The sequence below is a fragment of the Streptomyces alboniger genome, assembly GCF_008704395.1.
GTDB lineage: Bacteria > Actinomycetota > Actinomycetes > Streptomycetales > Streptomycetaceae > Streptomyces > Streptomyces alboniger.
Genome location: NZ_CP023695.1, coordinates 7103456 through 7118217 on the forward strand (window position 1 = coordinate 7103456; position 14762 = coordinate 7118217).

Genomic DNA, 14762 nt, shown 5'->3' on the forward strand with positions numbered 1-14762 from the left:
GGGAGGGTGCATGAAGAGCGAGGACATGCGGCCCGAAGGGCTGACCGCGGATGCCGAGGGCCGCCCTGGTGGGGCGGCCGCCGTAGTGATCGGCGGCGGACTCGCCGGCATCACCGCCGCCCTCTCGCTGGCCGACGCGGGACTGCGCGTGACGCTCCTGGAGGGGCGGCCGCGGCTCGGCGGGCTCGCGTTCTCCTTCCGGCGCGGCGAACTGACCGTCGACAACGGCCAGCACGTCTACCTCCGCTGCTGCACCGCCTACCGGTGGTTCCTCGACCGCGTCGAGGGCGCGCACCTCGCCCCCTTGCAGGAACGTCTCGACGTGCCCGTCCTCGACGCCGACCGCAACCGCCTCGGACGGCTGCGGCGCGCCGCGCTGCCCGTGCCGCTCCATCTGGCGGCGAGCCTCGCCACGTATCCGCACCTCTCGCTCGCCGAGCGCGCCAACGTGGGGCGCGCGGCACTCGCCCTCAAGGGGCTCGACCCCGCCGATCCCGTGCTCGACGGCCAGGACTTCGGCAGCTGGCTGGCCAGGCACGGTCAGACGCCGCGCGCCATCGAGGCCCTGTGGGACCTCGTGGGCGTCGCCACGCTCAACGCCGTCGCGGGTGACGCCTCGCTCGGGCTCGCCGCGATGGTGTTCAAGACCGGGCTGCTCTCGGACCCGGGCGCCGCGGACATCGGCTGGTCCCGGGTGCCCCTCGGGGATCTGCACGACACGCTGGCCCGCAAGGCGCTCGACGCCGCGGGGGTCCGTACCGAACTGAGGGCGCGCGTCACCTCCATCTCCCGTACGGACGAAGGAGGTTGGCGGGTCGAGGTGCCCGGCGAGGCCATCGAGGCCGACACCGTGGTGCTCGCCGTGCCGCAGCACGAGGCGCATGACCTGCTCCCCGACGGCGCGCTCGACCAGCCCGACCGGCTCCTGGACATCGACAACGCGCCGATCCTCAACGTCCACGTGGTGTACGACAGGAAGGTGCTGAAGCGGCCGTTCTTCGCCGCCCTCGGCACGCCCGTGCAGTGGGTCTTCGACCGGACCGAGGCGTCCGGCCTCGCCGAGGGGCAGTACCTCGCGCTCTCGCAGTCCGCCGCGCAGGACGAGATCGACGCGCCGGTCGCCGCGCTGCGCGAGCGCTATCTGCCCGAGCTGGAGCGGCTGCTGCCCGCCGCGCACGGCGCGGAGGTACGGGACTTCTTCGTCACCCGCGAGCGCACGGCGACCTTCGCCCCCATCCCCGGCGTCGGCAGGCTCAGGCCCGGCGCCCGCACCAAGGCCCGCGGCCTCTACCTCGCGGGCGCGTGGACCGCCACCGGCTGGCCCGCGACCATGGAGAGCGCCGTGCGCAGCGGCATCAGCGCGGCCGAGGCCGCGCTCTCCGCACTCGACCGACCGCGTGATCACCTCTTCGCATTCGAGGAGGCGGCGGCGTGAAGCTCGACATCCTGGGGTCAGGTCCCCAGAGAACCAGCACCGGAACAAGAGGAGAAACTGTGCCGACTGTGCCCTCGGCCGAAACGGCTGCCGACACGGTGGACGTGACCTCACTGCTCGAGCGCGGAAGGACGCTGGCCACCCCGGTGCTGCGGGCCGCGGTGGACCGCCTCGCGCCGCCCATGGACACCGTCGCCGCCTACCACTTCGGGTGGATCGACGCCGCGGGCAACCCGTCCGACGGCGACGGCGGCAAGGCCGTGCGCCCCGCGCTCGCCCTGCTCTCCGCCGAGGCCGCCGGCGCCGCACCCGAGGTCGGCGTCCCCGGCGCGGTCGCCGTCGAGCTCGTACACAACTTCTCGCTGCTGCACGACGATCTGATGGACGGCGACGAACAGCGCCGCCACCGCGACACCGTGTGGAAGGTGCACGGCCCCGCGCAGGCCATCCTCGTCGGCGACGCCCTCTTCGCGCTCGCCAACGAGATCCTCCTGGAGATCGGCACCGTCGAGGCGGGCCGCGCCACGCGCCGCCTCACCACCGCCACGCGCGCCCTCATCGACGGCCAGGCACAGGACATCTCCTACGAACACCGCGAGCGGGTCACCGTCGAGGAGTGCCTGGAGATGGAGGGCAACAAGACCGGCGCCCTGCTCGCCTGCGCCGTCTCCATCGGCGCCGTCCTCGGCGGCGCCGACGACCGCACCGCCGACATCCTGGAGAAGTACGGCTACCACCTCGGCCTCGCCTTCCAGGCCGTGGACGACCTGCTCGGCATCTGGGGCGACCCGGACGCCACCGGAAAGCAGACGTGGAGCGATCTGCGTCAGCGCAAGAAGTCCCTGCCCGTCGTCGCCGCGCTCGCCGCGGGCGGACCCGCCTCCGAGCGCCTCGGCGACCTGCTCGCCGCCGACGCCAAGAGCAGTGACTTCGACAGCTTCTCCGAGGAGGAGTTCGCCGCGCGCGCCGCCCTGATCGAAGAGGCCGGAGGGCGCGAGTGGACCGCCGAGGAGGCCAGGCGCCAGCACACCATCGCCATCGAGGCGCTGGACACCGTCCAGATGCCGGACCGCGTGCGGGCGCAGCTCGTCGCGCTCGCCGACTTCGTCGTCGTACGAAAGAGATGATCACTATCGGCCAGATATGACTCGCAGTCGCCGGCCGGCGCCCAGCGCGTCGGCCGACGGCGGACCCAGAGCAGAGGAACCGACTGCACGAAGGGGAAGCCATGACAGCGACGACCGACGGAAGCACCGGAGCGGTGACGCCCCGCGCGGCCTCGGCCAGCCAGCCCATCGACACGACCGCCGCGCCGGCGGGCGCACGGGACGCCGCCGCGCGCGCCCTACAGCGCTCGACCGAATTCCTGCTCTCCCGGCAGGACGCCCAGGGTTGGTGGAAGGGCGACCTCGAGACCAATGTGACGATGGACGCCGAGGACCTCCTCCTGCGGCAGTTCCTCGGCATCAGGGACGAGCACACCACACGCGCCGCAGCGCTCTTCATCCGCGGCGAACAGCGCGAGGACGGCACCTGGGCCACCTTCTACGGCGGACCCGGCGAACTCTCCACCACCATCGAGGCGTACGTCGCGCTGCGCCTGGCAGGCGACCGGCCCGAGGACGCGCACATGGCGAGGGCCTCCGCCTGGATCCGGGGCCAGGGCGGTATCGCCGCGAGCCGGGTCTTCACCCGCATCTGGCTCGCCCTGTTCGGCTGGTGGAAGTGGGACGACCTGCCCGAACTCCCACCGGAACTCATCTACTTCCCCTCGTGGGTCCCGCTCAACATCTACGACTTCGGCTGCTGGGCCCGGCAGACCATAGTGCCGCTGACGATCGTCTCGGCCAAGCGGCCCGTGCGCCCCGCGCCCTTCGCGCTGGACGAGCTGCACATCGATGCGAGCGACCCGAGACCGGCCACACCACTGGCATCCGTGGCCAGTTGGGACGGTGTCTTCCAACGGCTCGACAAGGCGCTGCACGTCTACCACAAGGTCGCGCCGCGGCGGCTGCGCGAGGCCGCGATGAACAGCGCCGCCCGCTGGATCATCGAGCGGCAGGAGAACGACGGCTGCTGGGGCGGGATCCAGCCGCCCGCGGTCTACTCGATCATCGCGCTGCACCTGCTCGGCTACGACCTGGAGCACCCCGTCCTCAAGGCCGGGCTCGCCTCGCTCGACCGGTTCGCGGTGTGGCGCGAGGACGGGGCCCGGATGATCGAGGCCTGCCAGTCGCCCGTGTGGGACACGTGCCTCGCGACCATCGCGCTCGCCGACGCCGGACTGCCCGCCGACCACCCGCAGCTGGTCAAGGCCGCGGACTGGATGCTGGGCGAGCAGGTCGTACGGCCCGGCGACTGGTCGGTGCGCAGGCCCGAACTGACCCCGGGCGGCTGGGCGTTCGAGTTCCACAACGACAACTACCCCGACATCGACGACACCGCCGAGGTCGCCCTCGCGCTGCGCCGGGTCGCGCACCCGGACAAGGAGCGGGTGGACAACGCCATCGAGCGCGGGGTGCGCTGGACCCTCGGGATGCAGTCGAAGAACGGCGCCTGGGCCGCCTTCGACGTCGACAACACCAGCCCCTTCCCCAACCGGCTGCCGTTCTGCGACTTCGGCGAGGTCATCGACCCGCCGTCCGCCGACGTCACCGCCCACGTCGTGGAGATGCTCGCCGTCGAGGGCAGGTCCCACGATCCGCGCACCCGGCGCGGCATCGCGTGGCTGCTCGCCGAACAGGAGCCGACCGGCGCCTGGTTCGGACGCTGGGGAGTCAACTACGTATACGGCACAGGGTCGGTGGTGCCCGCGCTGATCACGGCAGGGCTGCCCGCCTCGCATCCCGCGATCCGCCGCGCCGTGAGCTGGCTGGAGTCGGTGCAGAACGACGACGGCGGCTGGGGCGAGGACCTGCGCTCCTACCGTGACCGGGGCTGGGCCGGACGCGGCACCTCGACCGCCTCGCAGACCGCGTGGGCGCTGCTCGCCCTGCTCTCGGCGGGGGAGCGCGATGCCACGTCCGTGGAGCGGGCCGTGACCTGGCTCGCCCGGACGCAGCGCGCGGACGGCTCCTGGGACGAGCCGTACTTCACCGGCACCGGCTTCCCCTGGGACTTCTCCATCAACTACCACCTCTACCGCCAGGTGTTCCCGCTCACCGCGCTCGGCAGGTACGTCAACGGCGAGCCGTTCGCCGACGGCCCCGGCCGCGTGCCCAAGGGGGGCTGATGGACGAGGCCCCGGACCGGCGGCCCGGCGCCGCACCGCTGCTGATCGCCTGCGCGCTCGGCATCGAGCGCCTCGCCCTGCGCACCGGCGATCGCGGCGGAGCCCCGGGACACATGACCGTGCTGCGCACCGGCATGGGCCCCGAGAACGCCGAGCGCGCCATCGGCGGGGCGCTCGGTACCGAGCCGCTGCGGGCCGCGGCCGTCCTCGCCACCGGTTTCTGCGCGGGCCTCGCCCCCGGTATGCACCCCGGCGACCTGGTCGTCGCCGAGGAGACCAGGGACGCGCACGGCAGCACGCCGTGCGACGGGGCGGGGCTGCTGGTCGAGGAGCTGGCGCGGGCCCTGCCCGGCCGCACCGTGCACACCGGCCCGCTCACCGGCTCCGACCACGTCGTCCGGGGCCCCGAGCGCGGCGCCCTGCTCGCCACCGGCGCGATCGCCGTCGACATGGAATCCGCCGCCACCCTGCGAGGCGCGGTACGCGCGGGACGGCGGCCCGTTGCGGCCGTCCGGGTGGTCGTGGACGCCCCGCAGCATGAACTGGTCCGCATCGGCACGGTGCGCGGTGGAATATCAGCGTTCCGCGTCCTTCGTGCCGTGCTCCCCGCATTTTTCGAATGGCACCGTTCTTCTTTGCTCCCCTGGAGGTGAGCCAGATGGCCATGCCGCTGCGCCAGACCGTCAAGGTCGCTACGTATCTCTTTGAACAGAAGCTCCGCAAGCGCGACAAGTTCCCGCTGATCGTCGAGTTGGAACCCCTCTTCGCCTGCAATCTCAAATGCGAGGGGTGCGGGAAGATCCAGCACCCCGCCGGTGTGCTCAAGCAGCGCATGCCGGTGGCCCAGGCCGTGGGCGCCGTCCTGGAGTCCGGGGCGCCGATGGTGTCCATCGCCGGTGGCGAGCCTCTGATGCACCCTCAGATCGACGAGATCGTGCGGCAGTTGGTGGCAAAGAAGAAGTACGTCTTCCTCTGCACCAACGCCATGCTGCTGCGCAAGAAGCTGGAGAAGTTCACCCCCTCGCCGTACTTCGCGTTCGCCGTGCACATCGACGGGATGCGGGAGCGGCACGACGAGTCCGTCGCCAAGGAGGGAGTGTTCGACGAGGCGGTGGCGGCCATCAAGGAGGCCAAGCGGTGCGGGTTCCGTGTCACCACCAATTCGACGTTCTTCAACACCGACACCCCGCAGACCATCATCGAGGTGCTGAACTTCCTCAATGACGAGCTGCACGTCGACGAGATGATGCTCTCGCCCGCCTACGCCTACGAGAAGGCGCCCGACCAGGAGCACTTCCTGGGCGTCGAGCAGACCCGTGAGCTGTTCAAGAAGGCCTTCGCGGGCGGCAACCGGCGGCGCTGGCGGCTGAACCACTCCCCGCTCTTCCTGGACTTCCTGGAGGGCAAGGCGGACTTCCCGTGCACCGCGTGGGCGATCCCGAACTACTCGCTCTTCGGCTGGCAGCGCCCCTGCTACCTCATGAGCGACGGCTACGTCCCGACCTACCGGGAGCTCATCGAGGAGACCGACTGGGACAAGTACGGCCGCGGCAAGGACCCGCGCTGCGCCAACTGCATGGCGCACTGCGGCTACGAGCCGACCGCCGTCCTCGCCACCATGGGCTCCCTCAAGGAGTCCATCCGCGCCGCCCGCGAGACGGCCACGGGAAGCCGCGGCTGACGGCCAATCAGAGAGGGGGCCCGAGCATGACCATTCTCGACACCATCCGGGGGCCGCGCGACCTGACGGCGCTGACCGGCGCCGAGCTCGACGAACTGTCCGAGGAGATCCGGGAGTTCCTGGTGCACGCGGTCGCCAGAACGGGTGGTCACCTCGGGCCCAACCTGGGGGTGGTGGAACTCTCCATCGCCCTCCACCGGGTCTTCGCCTCGCCCGTGGACCGCATCGTGTGGGACACCGGGCACCAGAGCTACGTACACAAGTTGCTGACCGGACGTCAGGACTTCTCCAAGCTGCGCGGCAAGGGCGGCCTCTCGGGCTACCCCTCGCGCGCGGAGTCCGAGCACGACATCGTCGAGAACAGCCACGCCTCGACCGCGCTCGGCTGGGCGGACGGCCTCGCCAAGGCGCGCCAGGTGCTCGGCGGGCGAGGGCATGTGGTCGCCGTCATCGGGGACGGCGCGCTCACCGGTGGCATGGCGTGGGAGGCGCTGAACAACATCGCAGCCGCGAAGGACCGGCCGCTGATCATCGTCGTCAACGACAACGAGCGGTCCTACGCCCCGACCATCGGCGGCCTCGCCGACCACCTCGCCACGCTGCGGACCACCGACAGTTACGAACGGGTGCTCGCCTGGGGCAAGGACATACTCCAGCGCACACCTGTCGTCGGACGGACCCTCTACGAGTCCTTGCACGGCGCCAAGAAGGGGTTCAAGGACGCCTTCGCGCCGCAGGGCATGTTCGAGGACCTGGGGCTCAAGTACGTGGGACCGATCGACGGGCACGATATCGGCGCCGTCGAGTCGGCCCTGCGGCGCGCGAAGCGCTTCCACGGGCCTGTCCTGATCCACTGCCTGACCGAGAAGGGCCGCGGTTACGAGCCCGCGCTCGCGGACGAGGCCGACCGCTTCCACACGGTCGGCGTCATGGACCCGCTCACCTGCGAACCCCTCGCGGTCGCGGGCGGCCCCTCCTGGACCTCGGTGTTCGGCGACGAGATGGTCCGCGTCGGCGCCGAGCGCGAGGACGTCGTCGCCATCACCGCCGCCATGCTGGGGCCGGTCGGGCTGAAGAAGTTCGCCGACGCCTACCCGGACCGCGTGTGGGATGTCGGCATCGCCGAGCAGCACGCCGCGGTCTCGGCCGCAGGGCTCGCCACCGGCGGCCTCCACCCGGTCGTGTCCGTGTACGCCACCTTCCTCAACCGCGCCTTCGACCAGCTCCTGATGGATGTCGCGCTGCACCGCTGCGGGGTGACGTTCGTCCTGGACCGCGCCGGGGTCACCGGTGTGGACGGAGCCTCGCACAACGGCATGTGGGATCTGTCGATCCTCCAGGTGGTGCCCGGCCTGCGGATCGCCGCGCCGCGCGACGCCGACCAGCTGCGGGCGCAGTTGCGGGAGGCGGTCGCCGTGGACGACGCGCCGACGCTCATCCGCTTCCCCAAGGAGTCGGTGGGGCCCGCGATCCCCGCGGTGGGCCGCGTCGGCGGTATGGACGTCCTGCTCCAGGACACCGAGCCCGACGTGCTGCTCGTCGCGGTCGGGGTGATGGCACCGGTCTGTCTCCAGGCCGCCGAGCTGCTCCAGGCGCGCGGTCTGCGCTGCACCGTCGTCGACCCCCGCTGGGTCAAGCCCGTCGACGAGGAGCTGCCCGGTCTCGCGGCCCGGCACCGCCTCGTCGCCGTCGTCGAGGACAACAGCCGCTCCGCCGGGGTCGGTTCCGCCGTCGCGCTCGCCCTCGGGGACGCCGAAGTGGACGTACCGGTACGGCGGTTCGGGATTCCCGAGCAGTTCCTCCCGCACGCCAAGCGCAGTGAAGTCCTCGCCGATCTCGGACTCACGCCGGTCGAGATCGCGGGACGGATCAGCTCCACGCCGGCAGTGCAGGAGAGCGTGGGGGAGCAGGGTGCGGGGGCGCAGGGTCCAGGCAAGGAGTACAGCGCATGACAAAGGAGTTCGACCTCGGCAGGCTGCTCGCCGAGCGGGGCGCCGAGCGGTACGACCTGCACGCCCGGCACCTCAATCACCAGCTGCCGCGCATGCTGCACACCATCGGCTTCGACAAGGTCTACGAGCGTGCCGAGGGCGCGTACTTCTGGGACGCCGAGGGCAACGAATACCTCGACATGCTCGCGGGCTTCGGGGTGATGGGCCTCGGTCGGCACCACCCCGTCGTACGCAAGGCGCTGCACGACGTCCTGGACGCCTCGCTCGCCGACCTCACCCGCTTCGACTGCCAGCCGCTGCCGGGGCTGCTGGCCGAGCAACTGCTCCGCCACAGCCCGCACTTGGACCGCGTCTTCTTCGGTAACAGCGGCACGGAAGCCGTCGAGACCGCGCTGAAATTCGCCCGGTACGCGACGGGCAGGCCGCGCGTGCTGTACTGCGCCCACGCCTTCCACGGGCTGACCACCGGGTCGCTGTCCGTCAACGGCGAGAGCGGCTTCCGGGACGGCTTCGCACCGCTGCTGCCCGACACGGCCGTGCCGCTGGGCGATCTGGACGCGCTGCGCGCGGAGTTGAAGCACGGCGACGTCGCCGCGCTGATCGTCGAGCCCATCCAGGGCAAGGGCGTGCACGCGACACCGCCCGGATACCTGCGTGCCGCCCAGGAGTTGCTGCACCGGCACAAGGCGCTGCTGATCGCCGACGAGGTGCAGACGGGCCTCGGCAGGACCGGTGACTTCTACGCCTATCAGCACGAGGAGGGCGTCGAACCGGACCTGGTCTGTGTCGCGAAGGCGCTGTCGGGCGGCTATGTGCCGGTCGGCGCCACCCTCGGCAAGGACTGGATCTTCAAGAAGGTCTACTCGTCGATGGACCGGGTGCTCGTCCACTCGGCGAGCTTCGGCTCCAACGCGCAGGCCATGGCGGCGGGCCTCGCCGTGCTGTCGGTGATGGAGGACGAGAAGGTCGTCGACAACGCGCGGGTCACGGGCGAGCTGCTCAGGTCCCGGCTCGCCGCCCTCGTCGACCGCTACGAGCTGCTGAGCGAGGTACGCGGCCGGGGCCTCATGGTCGGCATCGAGTTCGGCCGCCCCAAGTCGCTTAAGCTGCGCGGGCGTTGGTCGATGCTCCAGGCCGCCCGCAAGGGCCTCTTCGCGCAGATGGTCGTCGTACCGCTGCTGCAAAAGCACCGCATCCTCACCCAGGTCTCCGGCGACCACCTGGAAGTCATCAAGCTGATCCCGCCGCTCACCGTGGGGGAGCGGGAGGTGGACCGCTTCGTCGAGGCGTTCACCGCCGTCATGGACGAGGCGCACAGCGGTGGCGGGCTGATGTGGGACTTCGGCAGGACGCTGGTGAAGCAGGCGGTCGCGGGCCGCTGAGCCGACGCGTCCAGGTATGGATTTTGCCTCTCGGGCAAGAAAGTTGCCCGAGAGGCAAGGCTCTGGCTGAATCGGCGTATGAGCCCCGCCGAGCCCGCCGAGCCGACCGGGCCGCCCGAGGCGGCCGAAGCGCTGCCCGCCGTCGCGCCGCAGCTGCGTGAGCTGCGCCGCCGCGCGTCCCTCACGCTGGAGGCCGCCGCCCGTACCGCCGGACTCTCGCCCGCCCACCTGTCCCGCCTGGAGACCGGGCAGCGCCAGCCCTCGCTGCCGATGCTGCTCGCGCTCGCACGCGTCTACGGTACGACGGTCTCCGAGCTGCTCGGAGAGACGGTCGCCGGCCGGGACGCGGTCGTCAGGGCCGCGGACATGGAGCCGACCCGGGCCGGTGGCTGGACCTACTGGCAGGCGGGCGCCCCCGGCCGCGGCATGCAGGCCCTGCGCGTACACGTCCCGTACGGCGCGCAGGGCGACATCGTGCGCGTGCATCCCGGCGAGGAGTGGCTGTACGTCCTTGGCGGGCGGCTGCGGCTGCGGCTCGGGGACGCCGCGCATACGCTCTCGCCGGGGGACAGCGCGCACTTCGACTCGCTGACCCCGCACCGGATCGCGGCCGCCGACCGGGGCGGCGCCGATCTCCTCTTCGTCCATACGTTGCTACAGAGCCCCGCCACCGCGCTGTGCCTCGGCGGCCCCACCCAGGGAGAACCGACATGACGGAATCCGACCCGCAGGGACCGGTACGACCGGAGCGGCCCGCCGAGAACACGATGGAGGAGAAGTTCCCGCGCGCTCTCTGGGTCCGGCTGATCATCTATGTGGCGGTCGGCCACCTCTTCGCCGCCTTCATCTACCTGCTGTTCGAACTGGGCGCACAGAACAAGTAGCGGACCCGCCTCATACGGAGGGGAGCCGCCTCAGTCGAGGAGCCGCTCGCGCAGCCGCTCACGGGTCTCGGGCGTCACCTTGAGGCCCTCCGAAAGATAGGTGTCCGGGTCGCCCCAGGTCTGCTCGATCGTCTCGAACGCCGCCGCCAGATACTCGGCGCGGGCGTCGAAGAGGGGGTTGAGCAGCTCCATGACCTCGGGAGACATCGCGTTCGGGGAGTCGCTGGTGCGGTGCACCTTGTAGCGGCGGTGTGCCGCGTTCGACTCGAGGTAGTCCGCCTCGACGGCGTCACGCTCGACGCCGACGGCCAGCAGCGTGACCGCTATCGAAAGACCGGCGCGGTCCTTGCCCGCCGCGCAGTGCATCAGCGCGGGCACGCTGTCCTCGGCGAGGGCGTGCAGCACCCGGCTGTGCTCGGCCGTGCGCTCCTTGATGATCGTGCGGTAAGAGGACGACATCCGGTCCGCGGCCTTGCCGTCGGACAGGATGGCGCGCAGTTGGTCGAGATCGCCGTCGCGGACCATCTTCCAGAACTCGGCGCCGTCGGCCGGGTCGGTCAGCGGCAGGTTCACGTTGCGCACGCCGGGCAGCTCCACGTCCGGGCCTTCGAGGCGCTGGTCGGCGGCGTTGCGGAAGTCGAAGATCGTGTGCAGGCCCAGCGAGGAGAGGAACGCCGTGTCGGCCGCGGTGGCGTGCGCCAGGTGGCCGCTGCGGAAGAGCCTGCCGGGACGGATGCGGCGGCCGTCCACGGTCGGCAGCCCGCCCACGTCACGGAAGTTGCGCACTCCGGCAAGCTCAGGCTCTGTGGACGGGACCTGCTGCGTCACGGGCTCTCCTCGGGGCTCTGCGGGCCGGCGCGGTGCGCCGGTGGATGCGCGTTCGACGATACGACACGGGTTCCCCGGGTGATCGCCCCTTCGCGCACGTGGCGCCGGGGCCGGTACGGTTGCGCGGACTTGCCCCCGGGAGAGCAGGCCGGAGTGCGGGACGGGGCTTATTCCGGGTTTGGGTGAATCTTGACCGGTGGCTTATCTCACGCCCCGTCAACCCCTCCCTACGGTGGCGTAGGTCACTTGAGAGGTGAAGGATGTGGATCCGTGAGCGCAGAGTCGACAACCTTCATCAATCACCCCATCAACAACGGCGTATTCAACTCCTACGCAGCGGTCGGCGACAGCTTCACCGAAGGCGTCGGTGACCCGGGGCCCGGCGGCACGTTCGTCGGATGGGCCGATCGTCTCGCCGTCCTGCTGGACGACCGGGTACCCGAGCACACCTTCCGGTACGCCAACCTCGCCGTGCGCGGCAAGCTCCTCGACCAGATCGTCGCGGACCAGGTGCCGCGCGCCAAGGAGCTGGCCCCCGACCTCGTGACGTTCTGCGCGGGCGGCAACGACATCATCCGTCCGGGCACCGACCCGGACGAGCTGGCCGAGCGCTTCGAGCGGGCCGTCGCCGACCTCTCGTCGGCGGTCGGCACGGTCATGGTGACCACCGGGTTCGACACCCGGGGCGTAGCGGTCCTCAAGCATCTGCGCGGCAAGATCGCCACGTACAACATGCATGTCCGCGCGGTCGCCGACCGCTATGGCTGCCCGGTGCTCGACCTGTGGTCCCTCAAGACCGTCCAGGACCGCCGCGCCTGGGACGGCGACCGGCTGCACCTCTCCGCCGAGGGCCACACCCGGGTGGCGCTGCGTGCCGCCCAGGTCCTCGGCCTGGAGGTGCCCGCCGACCCCGACCAGGCGTGGCCGCCGCTGCCGCCGCGCGGCACGCTGGACCTGCGGCGCGACGACATCCTCTGGGCGCGGGAGTACCTGGTGCCGTGGATCGGCCGGCGCATCCGGGGTGAGAGCTCGGGCGACCATGTGGAGGCCAAGCGGCCGGACTTGCTGCCGCTCTAGCGCTCCGCCGGAGCGGGCGGCGTTACGAGGCGGACAGGTCCTCGCGCCTCAGGCCCAGTTCGCGGGCCAGGGCCTCGTCCACCCAGTCGCGGGCCCGAGCGCGGGGCACGGCACCCTCGTACGCCGTCATCTGGACGGCGAGTCCATCGAGGAGCGCGGTGAGGCGCTGGGCCGCGCCCATGGGGTCCGGGCAGTGGAACTCGCCCGCGGCGCAGCCCTCCGCGACGACCTCGGCGAGCGCGGCCTTCCACTGCTGGTCGAGGTCCTGCGTCACCGCGCGCAGCGTCGGCTCCCGCAGGGAGGCGGACCAGCCCTCTATCCACAGCCGCCAGCCCTTGGCCTGGCCGGTCGGCGCGTACCAGCGCACGGCCGCGCGCAACCGGCGCAGGGCCGAGGTGCGGCGGCCCAGCAGCTTGCGCAGCCGGGTCAGATCGCGCCGGGCGGCGTGTTCGAAGGCCGCGGCGAGCAGCTTCTCCTTGGACGAGAAGTGGTAGAGCACCAGCGCGTTGCTCACTCCGAGGGCCGCCGCGACATCGGCGATCCGTACGGCGGCCACGCCCCGCCTCTCGATCTGTTCGACGGTGGCGGCGAGCATCTCCGCCCGCCGCTCCGCCACGCTCAACCGCACCCCTGTCACGCCGTGCACCCTACCGAGGCCCGCCCGCGCCGCCCGAACCACGTGACGTTCCGGCCTGCGCACTCCGCTTCCTGGAATGTGGCATCGCGGGCGGTGGACATAATGGGAGGCCTATCCACCTTTTCAGGAGGTCCCGTGTCCCGGTCCCTGATCCCCGGGCTCCGCACGCTGCGGTCCCCCGCCTTCGGCGCGGACCCGGCCGGCGCGCGGCTGGCGCGGATCCGCAGGTCGCCGAACTTCTCCGTGGCCGACGGCGCCTTCCAGAACCCCGTAGGGGCGCGGGCCAGGCCCTCGGGGTCCACGCTGGAGTTCGCGAAGATCTACTTCCGCAAGGAGCAGCGCGTACGCCGCGGCCCCGCCGGCACGATCCCGGTGCACGCCACGACCCTCGCGGACCTCGCCAAGCCGCCGGCCGGCGGCCTGCGGATCACCTGGATGGGGCACTCCAGCGTCCTCGCCGAGATCGACGGGCGGCGCGTGCTCTTCGACCCGGTGTGGGGCGAGCGGTGTTCGCCGTACTCCTTCGCGGGGCCCAAGCGGCTGCACCCCGTGCCGGTGCCCCTGAAGGCCCTCGGCCCGGTCGACGCCGTGGTCATCTCGCACGATCACTACGACCATCTGGACATGCCGACGATCAAGGCGCTGGCCGGTACGGGCACCGTGTTCGCGGTGCCGCTCGGCGTCGGCGCCCACCTGGAGCGCTGGGGCGTGCCCGTGGACCGGCTCCGCGAGCTGGACTGGCACGAGTCGGCGCAGGTGGCGGGGCTGACCCTGACGGCGACGCCCGCGCGGCACTTCTGCGGCCGCGGCCTGCGCAACCCGCAGCACACGTTGTGGGCCTCCTGGGTGGTCGCGGGGCCCGAGCACCGCGTCTACCACAGCGGGGACACGGGGTACTTCCCGGGATTCCGGGACATCGGCGCCGAGCACGGCCCGTTCGACGTCACGATGGTCCAGATCGGCGCCTACTCCGAGTTCTGGCCGGACATCCACATGACGCCCGAGGAGGGCATGCGGGCCCACCTGGACCTCCAGGGCGGCCGACCGCAGGGGCTGATGCTGCCGATCCACTGGGGTACGTTCAACCTCGCCCCGCACCCGTGGTCGGAGCCCGGCGAGGGCACGCTCGCCGCGGCGCGCGGCGCGGGCGCCGACATCGCGCTGCCCTGCCCCGGCGAGCCCTTCGAACCGGGGGCGCGGAACGTACCGGCCGCCCCCTGGTGGCGCGGCGTCGCGGTCGTGCCGGACGGCGGCTGGCCCGCGGAGGCCGTGGACGAGCCGCGGGCCACGGCCGCGGACAGCGGGGACCCGGAGACGGCGCCCGTCGCCTAGCCCGCGTCCGGCACCAGCCTCACCGAGCAGCACCAGCGCCCCGGCCGTCTCCGGCCGGGGCGCCCACCTGTGCGTTGCGAACCCGCGTGCGTACCCACGTACGAGTTGCCTTGCGAACCTGCGTACGAGTGATCCCACGAACCCGCGTGCGAGCAGAATCGGACCCCCGTGCGAGGTGTCATACCAGAGCGGGACGCACCCCCGCAGACTTTGTCAACTGCCCACCGCACATGATGCGTTGCCGACTACCGTGAGTGTTCGTCGGGCGACGCAGGGATCACGGCGCGGGCATGCCCTCGCGACCTGCCGGCCGGCGCGGCGA

13 protein-coding genes are annotated in these 14762 nt (G+C 71.7%); 11 read left to right on the top strand and 2 right to left on the bottom strand.

Features of this window, described 5'->3' with window-relative positions:
- The first annotated feature begins 25 nt into the window (after positions 1-25).
- The 9 genes from hpnE (at position 26) to CP975_RS31245 (ending at position 10566) form a co-directional block, all read left to right on the top strand.
- A complete protein-coding gene (gene hpnE, locus CP975_RS31205; RefSeq protein ID WP_055529339.1) occupies positions 26-1435 on the top strand; it encodes a hydroxysqualene dehydroxylase HpnE in 1410 nt (469 codons plus the stop codon).
- Positions 1432-2562, top strand: a complete 1131-nt coding sequence (locus CP975_RS31210; protein WP_150477598.1) for a polyprenyl synthetase family protein — start codon at positions 1432-1434, stop codon at positions 2560-2562. Before hpnE ends, CP975_RS31210 begins: the two co-directional genes overlap by 4 nt.
- Before the next feature lie 101 nt (positions 2563-2663).
- Positions 2664-4667, top strand: coding sequence for a squalene--hopene cyclase (gene shc / locus CP975_RS31215; protein WP_055529279.1), 2004 nt, complete (start codon positions 2664-2666; stop codon positions 4665-4667).
- Entirely contained in the window at positions 4667-5320 is a 654-nt protein-coding gene (locus CP975_RS31220) for a phosphorylase family protein (RefSeq protein WP_055529277.1), read from the top strand. The genes shc and CP975_RS31220 overlap by 1 nt, the downstream gene beginning before the upstream one ends.
- Before the next feature lie 5 nt (positions 5321-5325).
- Positions 5326-6348, top strand: a complete 1023-nt coding sequence (hpnH, locus tag CP975_RS31225) for an adenosyl-hopene transferase HpnH (RefSeq protein WP_055529275.1) — start codon at positions 5326-5328, stop codon at positions 6346-6348.
- Between the two features lie 26 nt (positions 6349-6374).
- Complete coding sequence (gene dxs, locus CP975_RS31230) at positions 6375-8300, top strand: 1-deoxy-D-xylulose-5-phosphate synthase (protein WP_055529273.1); 1926 nt, start codon at positions 6375-6377, stop codon at positions 8298-8300.
- Positions 8297-9682: an aspartate aminotransferase family protein gene (locus CP975_RS31235; protein ID WP_055529271.1), complete on the top strand. Its 1386-nt coding sequence runs from the start codon at positions 8297-8299 to the stop codon at positions 9680-9682. Before dxs ends, CP975_RS31235 begins: the two co-directional genes overlap by 4 nt.
- A 78-nt stretch (positions 9683-9760) precedes the next feature.
- Positions 9761-10396: a helix-turn-helix domain-containing protein gene (locus CP975_RS31240; RefSeq protein ID WP_055529269.1), complete on the top strand. Its 636-nt coding sequence runs from the start codon at positions 9761-9763 to the stop codon at positions 10394-10396.
- Positions 10397-10449: 53 nt separating this feature from the next.
- Positions 10450-10566 carry a DUF6126 family protein gene (locus tag CP975_RS31245; protein ID WP_037896943.1) on the top strand — a complete coding sequence of 39 codons (117 nt, stop codon included), beginning with the start codon at positions 10450-10452 and terminating at the stop codon, positions 10564-10566.
- Positions 10567-10596: 30 nt separating this feature from the next.
- Here CP975_RS31245 and CP975_RS31250 read toward each other — a convergent pair whose 3' ends face one another.
- Positions 10597-11394 carry a tyrosine-protein phosphatase gene (locus CP975_RS31250; protein WP_055529267.1) on the bottom strand — a complete coding sequence of 266 codons (798 nt, stop codon included), beginning with the start codon at positions 11392-11394 and terminating at the stop codon, positions 10597-10599.
- Positions 11395-11664: 270 nt separating this feature from the next.
- Here CP975_RS31250 and CP975_RS31255 point away from each other — a divergent pair, with 270 nt between their 5' ends.
- Positions 11665-12471, top strand: coding sequence for an SGNH/GDSL hydrolase family protein (locus CP975_RS31255; protein WP_106976990.1), 807 nt, complete (start codon positions 11665-11667; stop codon positions 12469-12471).
- A 22-nt stretch (positions 12472-12493) separates the two neighbouring features.
- Here the strand turns inward: CP975_RS31255 and CP975_RS31260 are convergent, their stop codons facing one another.
- Positions 12494-13108, bottom strand: a complete 615-nt coding sequence (locus CP975_RS31260; protein WP_246201691.1) for a TetR/AcrR family transcriptional regulator — start codon at positions 13106-13108, stop codon at positions 12494-12496.
- A gap of 102 nt (positions 13109-13210) precedes the next feature.
- Here CP975_RS31260 and CP975_RS31265 point away from each other — a divergent pair, with 102 nt between their 5' ends.
- Positions 13211-14440: an MBL fold metallo-hydrolase gene (locus CP975_RS31265; protein WP_055529263.1), complete on the top strand. Its 1230-nt coding sequence runs from the start codon at positions 13211-13213 to the stop codon at positions 14438-14440.
- The last annotated feature ends 322 nt before the right edge of the window (positions 14441-14762 follow it).